Consider the following 18,677-nt stretch of genomic DNA (forward strand, 5'->3'; position numbering starts at 1 on the left):
CGCGGGGCCCTACGCCCGCTGGCCTAGGGGTATTTCGCCCTCACCGCATTGTTGTGGGCCACCCCAAACCACCATCGTGGGTTTTTTTTTTTTTTTTTTTTAAAAAAAAAAAAAAACCCCCACGACCCCGTCACGCACTCAAGCCCAGAGGCGCATTCAGAGGACTAACCGTGGGATCAGGGCAGGGCGTTCAGGAACGGTTCGTGAGCGTTCTGGAATTCCCAGCCGTAGTACCGGTCCCAGTTGATCGACCACGTCATCAGCCCGCGCAACGCCGGCGAAGCACCGCCGCGCAACGTGTACGAGCCGCAGCCGGAGTTCTTCACCAGGCAGTTCAGCGCCGAGTGCACCGCCGCCGGCGCGGTGTGCCCGTTGCCCGCGCTCACCGCGGCCGGGAGCCCGAACGCGATCTGGTCTTCACGCAGCCCCGGGAACCGGAACCCGGTCGAAGACACCGTGAAGCCCGCCTTGATCATGTCGGTCATCGCGATGTGGAAGTCCGCGCCGCCCATGAAGTGGTACTGGTTGTCCAGGCCCATCACCGGCCCGGAGTTGTAGTCCTGGACGTGCAGCACGGTCAGCGCGTCCCGCATCGCGTGGATCACCGGCAGGTACGAACCCGTCCGGTTGTCGGCGCCGCCGAGCCCGCCGTAGTACTGGTATCCGGTCTGCACGAAGAACGTCTCCGGCGCCATCGTCAGCACGAATCCCGCACCATACTTGGCTTTCAGCGTCTTCAGGGCCGAAATGAGATTGACGATCACCGGCGTGGTCGGGTTGCGGAAGTCGTTGTCGCCGGAGTTGAGGTACAGCGAGTGTCCCTCGAAGTCGATGTCGAGCCCGTTCAGCCCGTACTTGTCGATGATCGCGGAAACCGAGCTGACGAAAGCGTCGCGCGCGGCGGTCGTGGTCAGCTGGACCTGCCCGTTCTGCCCGCCGATGGAGATCAGGACCTTCTTGCCCTGCGCCTGCTTCGCGCGGATCGCGGCGACGAAGTCCGCGTCGCTTTCCACCGTCGGGCATTCCGCCACCGGACACCGCGTGAAGCGGATGTCGCCCGAGGTCACCGAAGTCGGCTCACCGAAGGACAGGTTGACGATGTCCCAAGCGGCCGGGACGTCGGCCATCCGCGTGTACCCGGAACCGTTGGCGAAACTCGCGTGCAGGTAGCCGATCAGCGCGTGCTTCGGCAGACCGGTGTCGACGCACCCCGAAGTCGTGGCGCCCGCCTCCGCGCTTTTCGGCGATTCACCGGCGCTGTTGTACGCGGCCACCGAGTAGTTGTGCGAAGTACAGGCCGTCAGCCCCGAAATCGTCGCCGAAGTCCCGGTCACCGTCGCGACCACGTTCCCGCCTTCGTACACGCGGTACCCGGTCACCGTGCCCGCCGAGGCCCCCCACGAAAGCGCGATCGACGAGTTCGTCACCGCGCCCGCGGTCGGATTCCCGGGCGCGGGCGGTGCTCCCGGGGTCCCGCCGCCGGGACCGTCGAGACTGATGTCGTCGGCGTAGAAGGTGCCCGACCCGTACCAGCCGTGGACGTACACCTCCGCCGTCGTCTGTGTGGCCGACGTCGTGAACGAAAGCGAAAGCTGCGTGTACGCCGTCGCGGCGGTCCAGGTCGACGGCCCGCCGGTGACCCCGAGGTAGACCGGGTTCCCGTTCACCCAGGCGGAAACCGCATAGGTCGTACTGGGCTTGACGGATACCGTCTGTGCGCACTTCCCGATCGTCGAGCCGGGCGTGACCGAGACGGCGTGACCGCCCGAGTGGACCGGTGTGGTGACGGCCGTGCCCGCCGCACAGGACCAGCCGGACGTCGAACCCGCCTCGAAACCGGGATTGAGGAGCAGATTGGCCGCGCTCGCGGTGCCGCCCCCCGCTATGAGTCCGGTGAAGGTGAGCACCAAAACGGCCAGAAAGGCCAGGGATCTGGAACGCCTCATCGCGATTCCTCCGTGAAAGGGCGGCCTGCCGCCGCACTGGGCTAATTGTCTAGACCAATCCAGGGAAAGTCCATACCCGAGGGACACCAGGGCCTAAAGACCTGACTACTCCGGGCTGCTGTACCGGTGTGACGCGCGAGCGCGCTCCGTAACGTCGGAAGGGCCAAAGAGGGCTGGGGGCTTTCGGGAGGTGGGGACAATGGGAACGCACAGGGGCACACCGAGAACGGCACATCCGGCGTGATGGCCGTGGCCGAAGCCGTGCGCCCGACATATTCGCCCCGGCCGGGAGAGCCGGACGGCGAATTGATCCGCGCGGCGATCAGTGGTGACCGGCGGGCCGTCGGGGGCCTGCTGGCGCTTCTCCGGCCGATCGTGATCCGGTACTGCGCGGGCAAGCTGGGCGGAACGACGCGAGGCATCTCCAATGCCGAGGACTGCGCACAGGAAGTCCTCATGGCCGTGCTGGTCGCCTTGCCGCGCTACCGCTACCACGACAGCAGCTTCCTGCCGTACGTCTTCGGGATCGCCTCGCACAAGGTCGCCGACGTCCGCCGGAACCTCGCCCGCGACCCGTCCGCGCCGGTGCCCGATCCGGAGCCCGAACTGGACAGACCGTGGAACCCGACGTTCGAAGAGGTCGAGAAGGCGGATCGCAGCCGCCGCCTGTCCCGGCTGTTCGAGGTCCTCTCGGCGAGGCAGCGCGACGTGCTGGTGCTCCGCGTGATCCACGGCTTCAGCGCCGAGGAGACCGCGGGCGCGCTGGGCATGGCGAGCGCGGGCGCTGTCCGCGTCACCCAGCACCGGGCGCTCAACGAACTGCGCCGGGTGCTGCGCGAGGACCCGGACTTCGCCGGCGGGTTCACCTTCTTCTAGGAGGTGGGCTTCCGGCGTTGCGTGGCGTAGACGGCGGCGGCGGTGCGGCGTTCGAAACCGAGCTTGTGCAGCAGGGACGACACGTAGTTCTTGACCGTCTTCTCCGCCAGGTACAGCTTTTCCGCGATCTGGCGGTTGGTCAGCCCGTCGGCGATGTGGTCGAGCACCCGCCGCTCCTGCGGGCTCAGCTGTTCGTACCGCGGGTCCGGGAGGTCGGTCTCGCCGCGCAGCCGGTTCATCACCGACGCCGTCAGCGTGCTGTCCAGCAGCGATCCCCCCGCGGCGACCGTGCGGACGGCTTTGACGAGCGCGCCACCGGAGACCTGCTTGAGCATGTACCCGGCCGCGCCGGCCATGATCGCGCCGAACAACGCGTCGTCGTCCGAGTAGGACGTCAGCATCAGGCAGGCGGGCGGCGGGTCGATCGACGCCCGGATCTCCCGGCAGACGCTGACCCCCTCGCCGTCCGGCAGCCGGACGTCGAGCACCGCGACCTGCGGTTTGACCGCGGGGATCCGCACGTAGGCCTCGGCGGCCGTGGACGCCTCGCCGACCACCGTGAGGTCGTCCTCGGCTTCGAAGACGGTCTTCAACCCGGTGCGGACGAGTTCGTGATCGTCCAGCAGGAACACCGAAATCGTCATCCCACACTCCCCTGTCGGGCCGGCAACTCCACCGACCAGTCGAGCCTCGTCCCGCCTTCCGGCCTCGCTTCGACGCTGAACGACCCGCTCCAGCGGGCCGCGCGTTCGGCGAGGTTCGCGACCCCGCTGCGATGGCCGGGCTCGGCGGGCATGCCGACCCCGTCGTCCACCACCGAGAGTCTCAACCATCGCCCGTCGCGGTCGACAGAGACGTCGACGGCCACCGTCGTCGCCTCGGCGTGTCTGACCACATTGGACAGTGCCTCGCGCAGGGTCGCGATGAGGTCCGAGCGGACCGTGTCCGGCACGGTCGAATCGAGCGGGCCGTCGAACCCGACCCGGGGTTCGGCCGCGCAGCCCGCGTCCAGCGCGACCCGCAGCAGCTCCGACCGGAGGCTGCCCTGCGCCTCCGCCGGTTCCTGCAGCGAAAAGATGCTGTTACGGATCTCGCGGATCGTGCGGTCGATCTCGTGCGCGAAGCCGGTCACGCGGTCGGCGACGGCGGGCTCGGCCGCGAGCCTGCTGAGCCCCTCCAGGCCGAGCCCGATCGCGAACAGCCGCTGGATCACCAGATCGTGCAGGTCGCGGGCGATCCTGTCGCGGTCCTCGAAGACAGCGAGCCGCTGCCTGTCCTGTTGGGCGCGGGCGAATTCGACAGCGAGCGCGGCGTGCGCGGCGAAGGTCTCGGCGAGCTGGACGTCGTAGGCGGAGAACGGCGTCTTGTCGCGGAACTTCGCCACCAGCAGGACACCGAGTTTCGCCTCGCCGACGATCAGCGGGACGGCGATCGTGGAGTCCAGGTCCTTGATCGCCGCGGGCATCGCGGAAGCGTTGTCGCCCTGGTATTCGAGCACCTTCTCGCCGTAGTCCCGGACCACGACGGGTTTCCCGCTGGTGAACGCCATCCCGGTCGCGGTGCCCTCTGTCGGCACGGCGACACCGGCGAGCTTGTCGGCGTCCGGTCCCGGTGGCTCGACGATTTCGAAGACCAGCTGTCCTTCGCCGTCGGGAAGGGCCACCGCCCCCGCGGTGCCACCGGCGACGACGCGGGCGCGTTCGGCGATGAGGTGCAGGGTCGCTGTCAGATCCTGGTCGGTCAGGAGCGCGCCGGTGACGTGATAGGAGGCTTCGAGCCAGCGTTCGCGCCGCTGCACCTGGTCGAACAGGGCGGCGTTCTCGATCACCACACCGGCCGCGGCGGTGAGGGCGACGAGCAGGTCTTCCTCGGCTTCGGTGAACTCCTCACCGTCCGGTTTGCGCGCGAGGTACAGCATCCCGAAGATGCGGCCGCGCACGCGCAGCGGCATCACCCGGGACTCGACCTCGGACGGCGGCTTTGCCCAGGCGTCGCCGTAACGGATGAACTCGCCCGAATCCGGCACGCTCAGTGCGCCGAACGGCGCACCGGTCAGCTCACAAGCGGATTCGACCATGCGCCGCAGGACGTCGGGCAAGCTGAGATCGTGGGCGATCCCCGCCACCGCGTCCAGGATCCTGGGTGCCTTGGCGTCACTCGCCGCATTCACCCGCCGCACCGCCGCCACCATCCCGGAGTAACGCTCCGGGCAGTGGGGTCAGGAGTGACAAACGCGCCCGGATCGCTCACTTGGTGGGTCGATCACGGACAGTGCTTCGTTACTGCACACGCCGAGGATCCTTCGACCGGTTACCGACTCGATCGGTATCCGGAGGTATCGGGAGTCCGTCCGACCGGTCCAACAGCCCAGCGGCAGGGCCGAAAGCTCGGTGGTCACCATCGGGTCACGCACCTCGGAGGCGCGGCCGACGACGGTGACGAACCAGCCGGTCTCCAGGTCCTTGGCGAACTCGTCGACCGCGAACGCCACCACGCTGTCGAGCACCCCGGCGAACAACGCGCTCTGCGCCGGGGTGCGCACCACGATCGCGCCGTGATGGAGCGCGAACCGGGCGGGCTGGATCGCGGGCAGGGCACGGGAGGTGAACACCACCCGGCCGAGCCCGGCGCCCGCGAGCAGCGCCAGGCACTGCTCGCGGTCGAGCGTCTCGAGACCCAAGGAGTCGGACATCGGCATCCCCGCGTTCTCGTAGTCCTGTGTCGAGGTCCACGGTCCCTGGCCTGCCGACTCACTGGTAGGGCCAATGGACCCGCCTCATGCGGGGGATGCGCGTGTTAGGCCTTGGGAGAGAGCAGGACCACGGGGATCTCCCGCTCGGTCTTGGTCTGGTACTGCGCGTAGTTCTTGAAGTCCTTGGTGATCTTCGGCCACAGGCGGGCACGCAGCTCGGTGTCGGCCACGCTCGCGACCATCGGCTGGGCGGTCTGGCCCTTCAGGGTGACCTGGACGTCGGGGTTGTCGCGGAGGTTGAGGAACCACGCGGGGTGCTGGTCGTCGCCGCCGCGGGAGGCGACGATTACGTACGCGTCGCCCTCGCGCAGCGGCGAGGTCAGCAGCACGGTCCGCGGCTGACCGGATTTGCGGCCGATGGTGGTCAGTTCCAGGACGGTCATCCCGGCGACCTCCCAGCCGGCGCGGCCGCCACTGACCTTCTGGATGACGCGGTGGACGGCGTTCATGGTCTTCAAGGCGAAATCACTGGGCATGCGGAGAAGGCTACTCCGCTTTCATCGCGACTTCGATTCCGTCCAGGAGAACGGTCAGCGAGAGCTCGAAAGCCTCCCTCGCCTCCTGCTCCAGGTAGGAAACCGTCTCGTCCTCCATCCGGAACGCGTGTCCGGCCTCCATCCAGGTCAGCGTCGGGAACCGTTCGGCGAAGTCCGGCGAGACCTCCCGGAGATGCGCGGACCGCGCGTACCACCACTCGTCGCAGGACTGTCCCGTCAGCTTCTCGGCCAGCCTCGACTCCGAAGCCGTCCTGGCCGGCTCACGCACGCACGCGTACAGCGCGCTGACCAGCCGTCGCAGCACCACCGGGCGCAACCCGGTCCGGCGCAGGATCTTCACCAGTCCCTCCAGCACGACGTACTCGTTCGGCCCCAGCACCGGCCGAGCCTGCGAGATCTGCAGGACCCAGGGATGCCGCAGGTAGAACTCCCAGAGATCCTCGGCCCAGCGCGCGACGTCGGCCCGCCAGCCGTCTCCGTCGCGGGAAGCGGGCAGCTCGGCGAGCACGTTGTCGTACATGAGGTCGAGCAGTTCGCTCTTGCTCGGGACATAGGTGTACAGCGCCATGGCGGTGCGGCCGAGCCTGTCCCCGACGGCCCGCATCGAGAGACCCGCCATGCCCTCGGCGTCCGCGATGGTGACGGCGGTTTCGACGATCAGCTCCACCGAAAGCCCCGGTTTGGGACCGGGCCGCTCGGCGTCCGGCGACTCCGTCCGCCACAGCAGCGCCATCGACCGCCGAGGGTCCCCTTGAGCCGCGTAGACGACCACTCGCTAACTCCTTACAGCATAAACTGGCCTCTGCTACCCTCACTTTACAGGCTAAAGAGTTCCAACCAGGGGAGAGCCATGCCTTCGGCCGCCGACAGCCACGACATGATCCAGGTCCGAGGAGCCAGAGAGAACAACCTCGCCGACGTCTCGGTCGACATCCCCAAGCGCCGCCTCACCGTCTTCACCGGTGTCTCGGGCTCGGGGAAGTCGTCCTTGGTGTTCGGCACCATCGCCGCGGAGTCGCAGCGGCTGATCAACGAGACCTACACCGCGTTCATCCAGTCCTTCATGGCCCCCGTCGGACGGCCGGACGTGGACGCGCTGCGGAACCTGAGCGCCGCGATCGTCGTCGACCAGGAGCGGATGGGGGCCAACTCCCGCTCCACGGTCGGCACCGCGACCGACGCGCACACGATGCTGCGGATCGTCTTCAGCAGGCTGGGACAGCCGCATATCGGGACGTCGGGCGCGTTCAGCTTCAACCTTCCCGAGGGGGTGTGCCCCGACTGCGAGGGGCTGGGGAAGGTCTCCACCATCGACGTCGACCAGCTTGTCGACAAGGAGCTTTCACTCGACGAAGGGGCGATCACCGTCCCGAACTTCGCGCCGGGCGGCTGGTACTGGAAGGGGCTGGCGGAGTCCGGCTTCGTCGATCCGGCGGTCAAGCTGAAGGACTACACCCCGCAGCAGTGGGAAGACTTCATGCACAAACCCGCCACCAAGATGAAGCTCGGCGGGATCAACACCAACTACGAAGGCCTGCTGGTGAAGGTGCAGCGGCTGTTCCTGGCGAAGGACAAGGAAGCGACGCAGCCGCACATCCGGGCCTTCGTGGACCGGGCGATCACCTTCCGGCGGTGCCCGGCGTGCGACGGCGCCCGGCTCAACGAGGCTGCGCTGTCCTCGAAGATCGACGGGCTGAACATCGCCGACTGTTCGGCCATGCAGATCAGCGACCTGGCCGACGTCGTCCGCAAACTCGACGACCCGTCGGTCGGCCCGCTGATCCAGACCCTGCGCGGCACGCTCGACTCGCTCGTGGAGATCGGCCTCGGCTACCTGAGCCTCGACCGCGAGTCCGGGACGCTTTCGGGCGGCGAGGCGCAGCGCGTGAAGATGGTGCGGCACCTGGGGTCCAGCCTCACCGACGTCACCTATGTCTTCGACGAGCCGACCGTCGGGCTGCACCCGCACGACATCCAGCGGATGAACGGCCTGCTGCTCCTGCTGAAGGACAAGGGGAACACGGTGCTCGTCGTCGAGCACAAACCGGAGACGATCGAGATCGCCGACCACGTCGTCGACCTCGGCCCGGGCGCCGGGCCGAACGGCGGGCAGATCTGCTTCACCGGTGACATCGCCGGGCTGCGCGCGTCCGGCACGCTCACCGGACGGCATCTGGACCACCGGGCGCGGCTGCGCGCCGACGTCCGCGAGCCTGCCGGGCGGATCGAGGTCCGGAACGCGACCCGGCACAACCTGCGCGGTGTCGACGTCGACATCCCGCTGGGCGTGCTGACCGTGGTCACCGGGGTCGCCGGTTCGGGCAAGAGCTCGCTCATCCACGGCTCACTGTCCACAAGGGACGACGTGGTGGTGCTCGACCAGTCGCCCATCCGCGGCTCGCGGCGGAGCAACCCGGCGACCTACACCGGCCTGCTCGACCCGATCCGCACCGCGTTCGCCAAGGCCAACGGCGTCAAGGCGGCCCTGTTCAGCGCGAACTCCGAAGGCGCGTGCCCGAAGTGCAAGGGCATCGGGCTGATCTACACCGACCTGGCGATGATGGCCGGGGTGGCGACGGTCTGCGAGGAGTGCGAAGGCAAGCGCTTCACCGCCGAAGTGCTGACCTACCGACTGCGGGGCAAGAACATCAGCGAGGTCCTCGCGATGCCTGTCGCCGAAGCGCGCGAGTTCTTCCCCTCGGGCCAGGCACGGACGATCCTGGACCGGCTTTCCGACGTCGGCCTCGGCTACCTAGGGCTCGGGCAGCCGCTCACGACGCTGTCCGGCGGGGAACGGCAGCGGATCAAACTGGCCATCCGGATGGCGGAGAAGTCGGCGACCTACGTCCTCGACGAACCGACCACCGGCCTGCACCTCGCCGATGTCGACCAGCTGCTGGGGCTGCTCGACAGGCTCGTCGACGACGGCAACACGGTGGTGGTCATCGAGCACCACCAGGCTGTGATGGCGCACGCGGACTGGATCGTGGACCTGGGGCCGGGCGCCGGGTCGGACGGGGGCCAGGTGGTCTTCACCGGGACTCCGGCCGATCTGGTCGCCTCCGGTGACACGCTCACCGCACAGCACCTTCGCACTTACGTGGGCCGGTAGCGCGCGTTATGAATGGGACTTTCATTGCAAAATTTGCAATGAAAGTCCCATTCATAACACTCGGGACCGATGCCGAACCGCTTCACGAGCGGCCACCGCACCGATAAGACCCAACACCCCCAGCGCCACCCCCGAGGTCACCATCTCCACCGGTGAGGCCGCCAGCGGCGAAACCCCGGTCACCGACTCCACCCCCACCACCCCGGTCAGCACCGCGTAAGCACCGATCGCCGCCCACACCAGCCGCACGCGCCGCCGTTCCGTCCAGTCCGCGAACCGCAGCAGCCAAGCGAGTCCCGGCACGATGAGGATCGCGTGCATCGCCACCGCGTGCAGCGGCTTCAGCGCGCCGGCCGTGGTGTACGCGGCCTGCGGGTTCCCGCCCCGCGCCTCGACGACGCCGCTCGCGATCATCGCCGCGCCCGCGCCCAGCGCCACCAGCAGCGCGACGAAGCCGAACCGCACCGCGAGCCGCATGCTCGCCGTCATCTCCCCTTCGCCGCGCATCGCCGCCGCGGTGAACGAGACCGCCGTCAGGATGAGGACGCCGCCGCCCGCCGCGAGCGTCGTCGACACCGCGTTGTCGAAACCGGTCTCGAAGTTGAAGTGCGACGGCACCCCGCGCCAGGCCTGCATGCTCACCAGCACCGTCTCGACGACGCTCGCCCCGGTGAAAACGCCGAGCAGGACGTTCCGCACGCGCGGCCGCACCGCGACGTACGACGTCGCCCAGGCGACGGTCGCCAGCGTCAGTCCGAACGACAGGCCGAAGGTGACCGCCTTCCGCAGCGAAAGCGGCCCGGTCCACGAACCGCCGGACGCGATCAGCACGGCCGCGTGCACGAGACCGCTGAGGAACAGAAGCGCCCCGGTCACGTAGGCGACGCGTTCGATGGTCCGTATTTCCTTCATGTCCAAGAGTGTCTTCGGGAGCGCGACAGGAAGCGTCGGCCGTGGAGCGACACCTCGTCTACGTCCGGCGACGTACCTGAGAGCCCCTCAGCGAAGACCACGGTAGAGACCGACGGTCTGTTAGCCTGGCGTCATCATGCCCCGCATCCTCGCCCGCGTCGCCGCGCTGATCGCCGTTCTCGCCCTCCTGTTCGGAGTGCCGTGGTGGACGATCGTCGGCTCCCCCGAACTCCCGTCCGCGCTCGAAGTCCTCGGCACGATCGTGTTCGCCGCGGCGGCGGTCGCCGTGCCCGCGTGCATGATCCTCGGCCACGGCCCCTGGCAACGCGACCTCGCGGCGAAGGCCGGTGACCTCTCCCTCGGGCTGATCTGGCTGCTGTTCTCCTTGTCGGTACTCGGGAACGTGCTGCGGCTCGTGCTCGCGGTGTCCGGAGTGGACGGTGCGGCGGGAATCGTGTCCGGCGTCGTCCTGGTGGCCTTCGTGGCGCTGGCGGCGTACGGGATGGTCGAAGCCCGGCGCGTGCCGAGGCTCAAGGAGCTCGACGTCGTGATCCCCCGCCTCGGCGCCGGACTCGACGGTCTCCGCTTCGCGATCATCACCGACACCCACTTCGGCCCGCTGAACCGGACGAAGTGGTCGGAGAAGGTCGTCGAGGTGGTGAACGAACTCGACGCCGACGTCGTGGCCCACGCGGGCGACCTCGCCGACGGTTCCGTCGCCAAGCGCGCGCAGCAGGTCGCGCCGCTCGGGAAGGTGCGCGCGAAGCTCGGCAAGTTCTACATCACCGGCAACCACGAGTACTTCGGCGAGGCGCAGGCCTGGCTCGACCACATGCGAGACCTCGGCTGGGAACCGCTGCACAACCGGCACCTGCCGGTCTCCCAGGGCGGGGACACGCTCGTCTTCGCCGGCATCGACGACCCGACCGGCGCCGCCTCCGGCCTGCCCGGCCACGGCCCCGACCTCCCCGCCGCGCTCGACGGCGTCGCCGCGAGCACCCCGGTCGTCCTGCTCGCCCATCAGCCGAAGCAGGTCAAGCAGGCCGCCGAGGCCGGTATCGACCTCCAGATCTCCGGGCACACCCACGGCGGCCAGATCTGGCCGTTCCACCTCCTGGTCCGGCTCGACCAGCCCGTCCTGGCCGGGCTTTCGCGCCACGGTGAGCGCACGCAGCTCTACACGAGCCGCGGCACCGGTTTCTGGGGACCGCCACTGCGCGTCTTCGCGCCGAGCGAGATCACCCTCCTGACCTTGCGAAACAGCAAGTAGTCGACTAGTTGCGACGCCTCCGGGCATCGCGTCACACATCACCGACAAATTTTTTTGTCTTGACAATCGAGACTTTCGGAGCGAGAGTTGTGCCCGACGCACTCCCGCCCCGAAAGGCCGAAACGATGACCATCGCCGCCACCCGCGCCACCACCACCGTCCCGGCCCGCGCCCTGCTCGCCTGCGGCGCGGTCTCGGGCCCGCTGTACTTCCTGGTCTCGCTCACCCAGGCCGCCGTCCGCGACGGCTTCGACCCGACGAAGCACCCGGCGAGCATGCTCAGCAACGGCGACGCCGGCTGGATCCAGGTGACGAACTTCCTGGTCACCGGCATCCTGATGATCGCGGGCGCCATCGGCTTGAGCCGGACGCTCGAACCGGGCAGAGGCAGTACGTGGGGACCACGGCTGCTGGGCGTCTTCGGCGCCAGCCTGCTCTTCGCCGGCGTCTTCAAGGCCGACCCTGGCAATGGCTTCCCTGTCGACTCAAGCCCGGTCGGTTCCGGCCCGGCCACCCTCAGCACCGCGGGCGTCCTGCACATGGCCGCCGGTTCGGTCGGCTTCCTCTCGCTGATCGTCGCGACCTTCGTGTTCGCGAGCCGCTTCTCCCGTGAAGGCCGCCGCGGCTGGGCCGTCTACTCCCGCGCCACCGGCATCGCGTTCTTCGCTTCCTTCGCCGGGATCAGCTCCGGCAACGCGAACGCCGTCGTGATGCTCGCCTTCTGGGCCACCGTGATGCTGGCCTGGGGCTGGGTCACCGCCGTCATCCTCCGCGCTTCCCGCTAGACAACCCTAGGAGAATTCCCGCCATGAGCACCGTGACCTCGCAAGACGGCACCACCATCGCCTACACCCGCACCGGCTCCGGCCCCGCCGTCATCCTGGTCGACGGCGCGATGTGCCACCGCGAGTTCGGCCCGGCCAAACCGCTGGCCGCCGAACTGGCCCCGCACTTCACCGTCTACACCTACGACCGCCGAGGCCGCGGCGAAAGCGGCGACACCGCGCCGTTCTCGATCGCCCGCGAAGTCGAAGACATCGCGGCGCTGATCAAGGAAGCCGGTGGGACAGCCCGCGTGTACGGGATCTCGTCCGGCGCCGCGCTCGCCCTCGAAGCCGCGAAAGCCGGGCTGCCGATCACGAAACTGGCTGTCTACGAATTCCCGCTGGTCGTCGACGACACCCGCCCGCCGGTCCCGGCCGACTACACCGAACGGCTGGAAAAGGCCGTCGCCACCGGAAAGCCCGGCACCGCGATCAAGACCTTCATGCGGGAAGGCGTGCGGGTCCCGGCGCCGGTCGTGTTCATGATGCAGTTCATGCCGGCCTGGCCGAAGCTGAAGAAGGTCGCGCCGACCCTGCGCTACGACGCCGCGTTGTTCGACGGCCTGCACGACGGCACCCCGCTGCCCGAAGGCCGCTGGGCGAGCGTTTCCGTGCCGACGCTGGTCATGGACGGCGGCAAGAGCCCCGCGTGGATCCGCAACGGGGTGGCAGCGCTGGCGAAGGCGGTCCCCGGCGCCGAGCACCGGACGATCGAGGGCCAGACGCATATGCTCAAGCCGAAGGCGGTGGCCCCGGTACTGCTCGAGTACTTCAACGACTGACGGAGCGATCATGAGGATCGAACTGGTCGAAGGCGACATCACCGAACAACAGGTCGACGTCGTGGTCAACGCCGCGAACTCGTCCCTGCTCGGCGGCGGCGGGGTGGACGGCGCGATCCACCGCCGCGGCGGGCCGGAGATCCTCATCGAATGCCGGGCGCTGCGCGCGGGGCACTACGGCAAGGGGCTGAAGACCGGAGAGGCGGTCGCCACCACGGCGGGCCGCCTTCCGGCGCGCTGGGTGGTGCACACCGTCGGGCCGGTGTGGTCCGACGACGAAGACCGGTCCGCGCTGCTGGCGGCCTGCCACCGCAACTCCCTGCACGTGGCCGCCGATCTCGGCGCGCACACCGTGGCGTTCCCCGCGATCTCGACCGGGATCTACCGGTGGCCGGTCGAATCCGCGGCGGAGATCGCGCTGGAGGCCGTGCTGAGCACGCTTTCGACCGGCTCGTGTTCGGTGGAACTGGTGCGATTCGTGCTGTTCGGGACCGCGGCCTACGACGTCTTCCGGGAGCAGGCGGACGCACTCGGCGTGGGTGGCGATTCGGTTTAGGCCGACAATGTCTTAGGTACCTACTGGATTCTGGCTGCGGTCGCTCGCACGTCCAGTCCGTGAAGGCCTCCTTGCCTACCCTGAAGGTAGTGAAGGAGGCCTTCACGGACCTCCGGATCGCCACTTTCGCCCCAGACGCACCAGCAGTCACAGCGGTGCCGCGTGAAGGACCCCTTCCCTCGGCTCAGCCGAGGAAACTCGACCTTCACACCTTCCCCAAGTACGTGAAGGACCCCTTCATTGCGCTAGGCGCAATGAAGGGGTCCTTCACGTACTTCAAGCAGCCAAAGCGGCGGTGACGCGTCGGTCCAGGTGGTCGTGAGTGGCAAGGACGGTTAGAACGACACTTACCACTCACGAGCCACCTACACCCCCGCAGGCGAGGAGCCCCGCGTCACCAGCTCCCGCGCCGCCCCGCTCCCATCCGCCGGAACAGCCCAGATCCCCGACTCCAGCCCATACGCCACGGTCCGGTCGTCGAGCCAGGCCGCCTGGTCGTCCACGCTCCGCGTCTCGGCCAGCATGGTCTCCTTCCCCGAGGCCAGATCGAGGACGGCCAGCCGCCAAGGCGCCGCGAGGTCGGCGGAAACCCGCTTCTTGAAAGCGATCCGCTTCCCGTCCGGCGAAAGCGACGGGCATTCGACGTTCTCGCGGATCATCCTCGCGACGAGCTTCTCGTAGTCCGCTTCGACGAGGTAGGTCTTCCCCTTCGTCCCCACGGTCGCGTAGAACCTCTTGCCGTCGGCGGCGAAGGTGATCCCCCAGTAGTTCACGTCGGACGCGTAGTACGGCTTGCCGTCGAGCAGGAGGGTCATCTCCTCGATGCTCTTCGTCAGCTTCCCGGTCGACACGTTGAAGATGCCGGCCCTGGTCGAAAACCCGGTCTCCGCATAGGAATCCCCGTTTACGAACAGCGTCCAGTAGGCGAGCTTCCCGTCCGGCGAGACCCGGCCGCGGCTGGGGGTGCCGGGCAGTTCGATCCGGCGGATCTCGTTGAGGTCCTTGTCCAGCACGATGACGTCGGTCATCGGCGGCAGCACCCCCGGCTGCGCGGCCAGGCACAGCGCGGTCCCCGCCGAAGCGGCGAACCGGTCACAACTGAGGCCGGACACCTTCCGCGCCTCGCCGGGTCGATCGGCCGGGACGGTGGCCAAGTGCCCGAAATCGGGGCCTTCGGCAGTGTTGCGGAACAGCAGCTGTCCCTTCGCCTGCACCGAAACCGGCTGCCCGGTCACGACGGCGACGGAGTTGACCGCCGGTCCGCGGTCCCGCGAGTAGAGGCCGTAGCCGACGGCCGCCGCGACCAGGACGACGACCGCCGCCACCACGCCCAGGATCCGCGCCCTCATGCGTAAGTCCTCAAAGGACGGAGGACGGCGGCCGCGACGACCACCACGGCCAGCGCGCCCGCGGCGACCAGAACCGCGGCATGCAGGTCCCAAGTGGTCCACGCGAGTCCGAAAAGGACGGACGCGAACATCCGGGTCGTCGCCTGCCCGGTCTGCACCAGCGCCAGTCCGCTCGCCCGCTGGTGCTCGGGCAGCAGCGGCCCGGCGGCGGCCATCAGGACGCCGTCGGTGGCGGCGTAGAAGACACCGTGCAGCACCAGCGCCAGCACCGCGAGGATGCCGCCGTCCACCGGTCCGAGCAGCGCCAGCAGCGCGACGACCAGCGCGACGTGCCCACCGAGGAACACCTTCCAGCGGCCGATCCGGTCCGAAAGCCTGCCCAACGGAACGGCGAGGAGCAAGTAAACTCCGGCGGTTCCCAGCGGCAGCAAGGGGAAGAAGACCGCGCCGAGTTCCCAACGGCGCTGCAAAACCAGGTAGAGGAACGAATCGCTGAGGGTGACCAAGCCCAGCAGGGCCGCCCAGACGCAGATCCGGCGGAACGATGCCTGGCGGATCAAGCCGGCGGTCTCCCGCAAGGAGACCTTGGGCCGCTCCGCCCACGGCGTCGGCTGATGGTCCTTGACCAGCACCACCAGGATGATCACGCCGATCGCGGCGATACAGAAGCTCGTGAAGAACACGGAGTCGTAGCTGCCGAGGCTGAGCCACAGCACGGCCATGGCGACCAGCGGGCCGAGGAAAGCGCCGAAGGTGTCCATCGCGCGGTGCACGCCGAACGCGCGGCCGAGGTGTTCGGGATCGCTGCTCAAGGTGATCAACGCGTCCCGCGGCGCGGTCCGCACACCCTTGCCGGTGCGGTCGGCCGCCAGGACGGCGCCGATCGCCACGGTGGACGAACCCGCCAGCATCAGGCCGATCTTGCCCAGTGCCGAGAGCCCGTAACCGAAGCAGGCGACGGCTTTGAGCCGCTGCCACCGGTCCGCGAGATGCCCGCCGACGAGCCGGACGACGGCGGTGACACCGGAGTAGAGGCCGTCGAGCACGCCGAACTGCAGCGGGCTCAGGCCGAGACCGAGGACGAGGTAGAGCGGGAGGACCGCGGTCACCATCTCCGACGAGATGTCGGTGACCAGGCTGACCAGGCCGAGCGCGACGACATTCCCGGTGACGGCCCGTTTCACGCCGCTTTTGGGGACTTCCGCCGCGGTGTCCGCTCCCCTGCTCGTGGCTATGTACATGGGAGACCTCCAGCGCCGTGAGGAGGTGCCGGGTCGCGGTGCACACGGCCGCGACCCGGCACCTGATCGCGAGGATCAGTGGCAGGTGTAGGTGGGAGAGGAGTCGATGGTCTTGCCGTCGAGACCGATCAGCTGGGTCGAGAAAGCGTTCTCCGACATGTTCAGCTTGAGCACGCCGTAGGTCGAAATCGCCTTCGCCGTGGCCGGGTGTTCGGTCTTGACCGGGTACAGGGTCGCCCCGCCGCCACCGCCGATGATCTGGACCGGGCCGGCCGCGTCCTTGTCACCGGCGGCGTTCTGCGGGAAGAACCGCTCGTAGTGGTGGTCGTGGCCGTTGAGCACCAGGTCGACCTTGTTCTGCACCATGGTCTCCCAGAGGGTGGCCATCTTGTCGTTGTCACCGTGGTCACCCGAGGTGTAGCGCGGGTGGTGGTAGTACGCGGCGACGCAGGGTTTGGTGTTGTTCTTCAGGTCCTGCTTGATCCAGTTCAGCTGCTCGTCGCTGACCGCGTTCGCGGCGAGACCGGGCGAGAACTCCGTGCTGTCGATGGCGACGAAGTGCCAGTTGCCCATTTCCCAGCTGTAGTAGGTCTTCCCGTTCGGCGTCGCGATCTTGCCGAAGTACTTCTTGTAGGCGCCCAGCGGGGTGTCGTCGTACGTCTCATGGTTACCCGGGATCGGGTGCATGATGCTCTTGTACTTGCCCCAGGTCTTGTCGAAGTACTTCGTGAAGTCTTCGATGTGGGCGTCGTCGTACTGGTTGTCGCCCATGGTGATCACCGCGGCCGGGTTCATCTGCCCGACCAGGTTGGCGGTCTTCGGGTGGACGCACGACGACGAGGACGCGGTGCACTGTTCCGCGATGTCACCGGAGGCGGCGAGCACGAACGACGAACCGCCGCCCGCCTGTGTGGTCGCCTGGATCGCGCCGCTGGCGGCCGAAGTGTTGCCCGCGGCGTCTTTCGCCCGGACGCTGTAGGTGTACGCGGTCGCGGCGGTCAGTCCGGTGTCGGCGAAGGAAGCGCTTTCCGTGGTGCCGACGACCTGGCCGTTCCGCAGCACCTCGTAGCCGGTGACGCCGACGTTGTCCGTCGACGCGGTCCACGTCAGGTCCACTGTGGACGCTGTGATCGAACCGGACTTGAGATTCGTGGGCGCGGTGGGCGCCTGCGTGTCACCGGAGGAGTCCGACGTTCCGTAGACCTGCATCTCCCAAAGGGAGTAGCCGTAACTGGTGGCACGCTTGGTCGCGACCAGGCGCAGGTAGCGACCCTTGCCGGAGAGGCCGGTGAGGTCGTCGGTTGCGCCGTTTCCGTTGGTGACGGACTTGATGGAGGTCCACGCCGAGCCGTCGTTGGAGACTTCCAGCTTGTACGCGGTGGCGTACGCGGCCTCCCAGTTCAGCTTGACCCGGTTGACGGCGGAAGGGCCGCCCAGGTCGATGCGGATGAACTGCGGGTCCGCGCCTTCGGCGCTCGCCCAGCGGGTGCTGGTCTTCCCGTCGACGGCGAGCGCGCCGCCGTACTCGGAGGACTCCACCGAGGAGACGATGACGGGTTTGTTCTGGGACAACAGGACGTCGGCGGCTTGTGCGTTGCCGCTGAGCAGCGTCGGCAGCAGGATTACGGCCGCGCCTAAGGGCAGTAGTCGGGTACGGGCCTTCACATCGATCTCCCCGGGAATCCGTGGCGGCGGGTTGAGAGGGACGGGTGCGCGGCGTTCACTTCGAGTACACTTGTTCGTTTGGTAACTTTCCTAACGAATGCGTACGGTAATCCGTGCCACTCAGTGAGTCAAGACATAGACTCGTCCCATGACCGGTGCCTTGATCTTCGACTTCGACGGAACGCTGGTCAACACCGAGGCGGCCGTCCTCGTGGCCTGGCAAGAGACTTTCCGCGAACGCGGTGGCGAGCTCCCCCTCGACGTCTGGCACACCGTGATCGGCACCCAGAACACCGCCGTCGCGATGTTCGAACTGCTGGAGATCGACGACGAGAACCTCGACCGGATCGCGGTCCGCACCGGCGTCCGCGCCCGGGTCACCGAACTGCTCGAGTCCGAGGGGCCGCGCCCCGGCGTCCAGGAGTACCTCGAAGACGCGAAGGAGCAGGGCCTGCGGCTGGCCATCGCGTCCAGTTCGACCGGAGACTGGGTCTCCACGCATCTGAACCGGCTGGGCCTCGCGGACGCGTTCGAGGCCGTCCTCACCGGCAACCTTCACCAGGCGAAGCCGAGCCCGGACCTCTATCTGGCCGCGCTCGCCGCGCTGGAACTGCCCGCGGCCGAGGCGATCGCGTTCGAGGACTCACCGCACGGCGTCACCGCGGCGAAGGCGGCCGGGCTGAAGTGCGTCGCGGTGCCGAACCCGATCACCGAGGTGCTGAACTTCGACCACGCCGATCTCGTACTGGGCTCGCTGGCCGACAAACCGCTGGGCGAACTGCTCGGCCCCTGAAAGCGGGGCAAGTGGCGGCAAGGCGTCGGGGCCCGGGGGGGGGGGGGGGGGGGTTTTTTTTTTTTTTTAAAAAAAAAAAAAAAAAAAAACCAAAAACGGGCC

Annotated in this window: 17 protein-coding genes; 7 read left to right on the forward strand and 10 right to left on the reverse strand. The window is 68.1% G+C overall.

Annotated elements, in window-relative coordinates; all coding sequences use genetic code 11:
- Positions 1–176: 176 nt before the first annotated feature.
- Positions 177–1,946, reverse strand: a complete 1,770-nt coding sequence (locus ACZ6YV_RS06585; protein WP_465508684.1) for a chitinase — start codon at positions 1,944–1,946, stop codon at positions 177–179.
- 243 nt (positions 1,947–2,189) lie between these two features.
- Between ACZ6YV_RS06585 and ACZ6YV_RS06590 the strand changes: the two genes are divergently transcribed.
- Positions 2,190–2,822, forward strand: a complete 633-nt coding sequence (locus ACZ6YV_RS06590) for a sigma-70 family RNA polymerase sigma factor (protein WP_465508685.1) — start codon at positions 2,190–2,192, stop codon at positions 2,820–2,822.
- Here the strand turns inward: ACZ6YV_RS06590 and ACZ6YV_RS06595 are convergent.
- From ACZ6YV_RS06595 to ACZ6YV_RS06615, 5 genes are all read right to left on the reverse strand, one after another.
- Positions 2,819–3,466: a response regulator gene (locus ACZ6YV_RS06595; protein ID WP_465508686.1), complete on the reverse strand. Its 648-nt coding sequence runs from the start codon at positions 3,464–3,466 to the stop codon at positions 2,819–2,821. The two genes, ACZ6YV_RS06590 and ACZ6YV_RS06595, sit on opposite strands and share 4 nt — an antisense overlap.
- Positions 3,463–5,010, reverse strand: a complete 1,548-nt coding sequence (locus ACZ6YV_RS06600) for a sensor histidine kinase (protein ID WP_465508687.1) — start codon at positions 5,008–5,010, stop codon at positions 3,463–3,465. The genes ACZ6YV_RS06595 and ACZ6YV_RS06600 overlap by 4 nt, the downstream gene beginning before the upstream one ends.
- Before the next feature lie 30 nt (positions 5,011–5,040).
- The gene (locus ACZ6YV_RS06605) at positions 5,041–5,520 is read right to left on the reverse strand and encodes a pyridoxamine 5'-phosphate oxidase family protein (protein ID WP_465508688.1); all 480 of its coding nucleotides are present in this window, start codon (positions 5,518–5,520) and stop codon (positions 5,041–5,043) included.
- Positions 5,521–5,618: 98 nt separating this feature from the next.
- Complete coding sequence (locus ACZ6YV_RS06610) at positions 5,619–6,050, reverse strand: nitroreductase/quinone reductase family protein (protein WP_465508689.1); 432 nt, start codon at positions 6,048–6,050, stop codon at positions 5,619–5,621.
- Positions 6,051–6,060: 10 nt separating this feature from the next.
- Positions 6,061–6,843 carry a TetR/AcrR family transcriptional regulator gene (locus ACZ6YV_RS06615; RefSeq protein WP_465508690.1) on the reverse strand — a complete coding sequence of 261 codons (783 nt, stop codon included), beginning with the start codon at positions 6,841–6,843 and terminating at the stop codon, positions 6,061–6,063.
- Positions 6,844–6,921: 78 nt separating this feature from the next.
- Between ACZ6YV_RS06615 and ACZ6YV_RS06620 the strand changes: the two genes are divergently transcribed.
- Positions 6,922–9,183, forward strand: coding sequence for an ATP-binding cassette domain-containing protein (locus ACZ6YV_RS06620; protein ID WP_465508691.1), 2,262 nt, complete (start codon positions 6,922–6,924; stop codon positions 9,181–9,183).
- A gap of 51 nt (positions 9,184–9,234) precedes the next feature.
- Here ACZ6YV_RS06620 and ACZ6YV_RS06625 read toward each other — a convergent pair whose 3' ends face one another.
- The gene (locus tag ACZ6YV_RS06625; RefSeq protein ID WP_465508692.1) at positions 9,235–10,095 is read right to left on the reverse strand and encodes a hypothetical protein; all 861 of its coding nucleotides are present in this window, start codon (positions 10,093–10,095) and stop codon (positions 9,235–9,237) included.
- A 136-nt stretch (positions 10,096–10,231) separates the two neighbouring features.
- On the opposite strand from ACZ6YV_RS06625, the gene ACZ6YV_RS06630 reads away from it, so the two are divergent.
- The 4 genes from ACZ6YV_RS06630 (at position 10,232) to ACZ6YV_RS06645 (ending at position 13,527) form a co-directional block, all read left to right on the forward strand.
- Complete coding sequence (locus tag ACZ6YV_RS06630) at positions 10,232–11,365, forward strand: metallophosphoesterase (protein WP_465508693.1); 1,134 nt, start codon at positions 10,232–10,234, stop codon at positions 11,363–11,365.
- A 125-nt stretch (positions 11,366–11,490) separates the two neighbouring features.
- Positions 11,491–12,150 (forward strand): DUF998 domain-containing protein, encoded by a 660-nt coding sequence (locus ACZ6YV_RS06635; protein WP_465508694.1) that lies wholly within the window; start codon positions 11,491–11,493, stop codon positions 12,148–12,150.
- Positions 12,151–12,173: 23 nt separating this feature from the next.
- Positions 12,174–12,971 carry an alpha/beta fold hydrolase gene (locus ACZ6YV_RS06640; RefSeq protein ID WP_465508695.1) on the forward strand — a complete coding sequence of 266 codons (798 nt, stop codon included), beginning with the start codon at positions 12,174–12,176 and terminating at the stop codon, positions 12,969–12,971.
- Between the two features lie 10 nt (positions 12,972–12,981).
- Positions 12,982–13,527: an O-acetyl-ADP-ribose deacetylase gene (locus ACZ6YV_RS06645; RefSeq protein WP_465508696.1), complete on the forward strand. Its 546-nt coding sequence runs from the start codon at positions 12,982–12,984 to the stop codon at positions 13,525–13,527.
- A 365-nt stretch (positions 13,528–13,892) separates the two neighbouring features.
- On the opposite strand, the gene ACZ6YV_RS06650 is transcribed toward ACZ6YV_RS06645, so the two are convergent.
- From ACZ6YV_RS06650 to ACZ6YV_RS06660, 3 genes are all read right to left on the reverse strand, one after another.
- Entirely contained in the window at positions 13,893–14,876 is a 984-nt protein-coding gene (locus tag ACZ6YV_RS06650; protein WP_465508697.1) for a hypothetical protein, read from the reverse strand.
- Positions 14,873–16,117, reverse strand: a complete 1,245-nt coding sequence (locus tag ACZ6YV_RS06655; RefSeq protein WP_465508698.1) for an MFS transporter — start codon at positions 16,115–16,117, stop codon at positions 14,873–14,875. Before ACZ6YV_RS06655 ends, ACZ6YV_RS06650 begins: the two co-directional genes overlap by 4 nt.
- Positions 16,118–16,192: 75 nt before the next feature.
- The gene (locus ACZ6YV_RS06660) at positions 16,193–17,782 is read right to left on the reverse strand and encodes a discoidin domain-containing protein (protein WP_465508699.1); all 1,590 of its coding nucleotides are present in this window, start codon (positions 17,780–17,782) and stop codon (positions 16,193–16,195) included.
- 148 nt (positions 17,783–17,930) lie between these two features.
- On the opposite strand from ACZ6YV_RS06660, the gene ACZ6YV_RS06665 reads away from it, so the two are divergent.
- The gene (locus ACZ6YV_RS06665; protein WP_465508700.1) at positions 17,931–18,575 is read left to right on the forward strand and encodes an HAD family hydrolase; all 645 of its coding nucleotides are present in this window, start codon (positions 17,931–17,933) and stop codon (positions 18,573–18,575) included.
- Positions 18,576–18,677: the final 102 nt, after the last annotated feature.

The organism is Amycolatopsis sp. NPDC102522 (assembly GCF_055584485.1).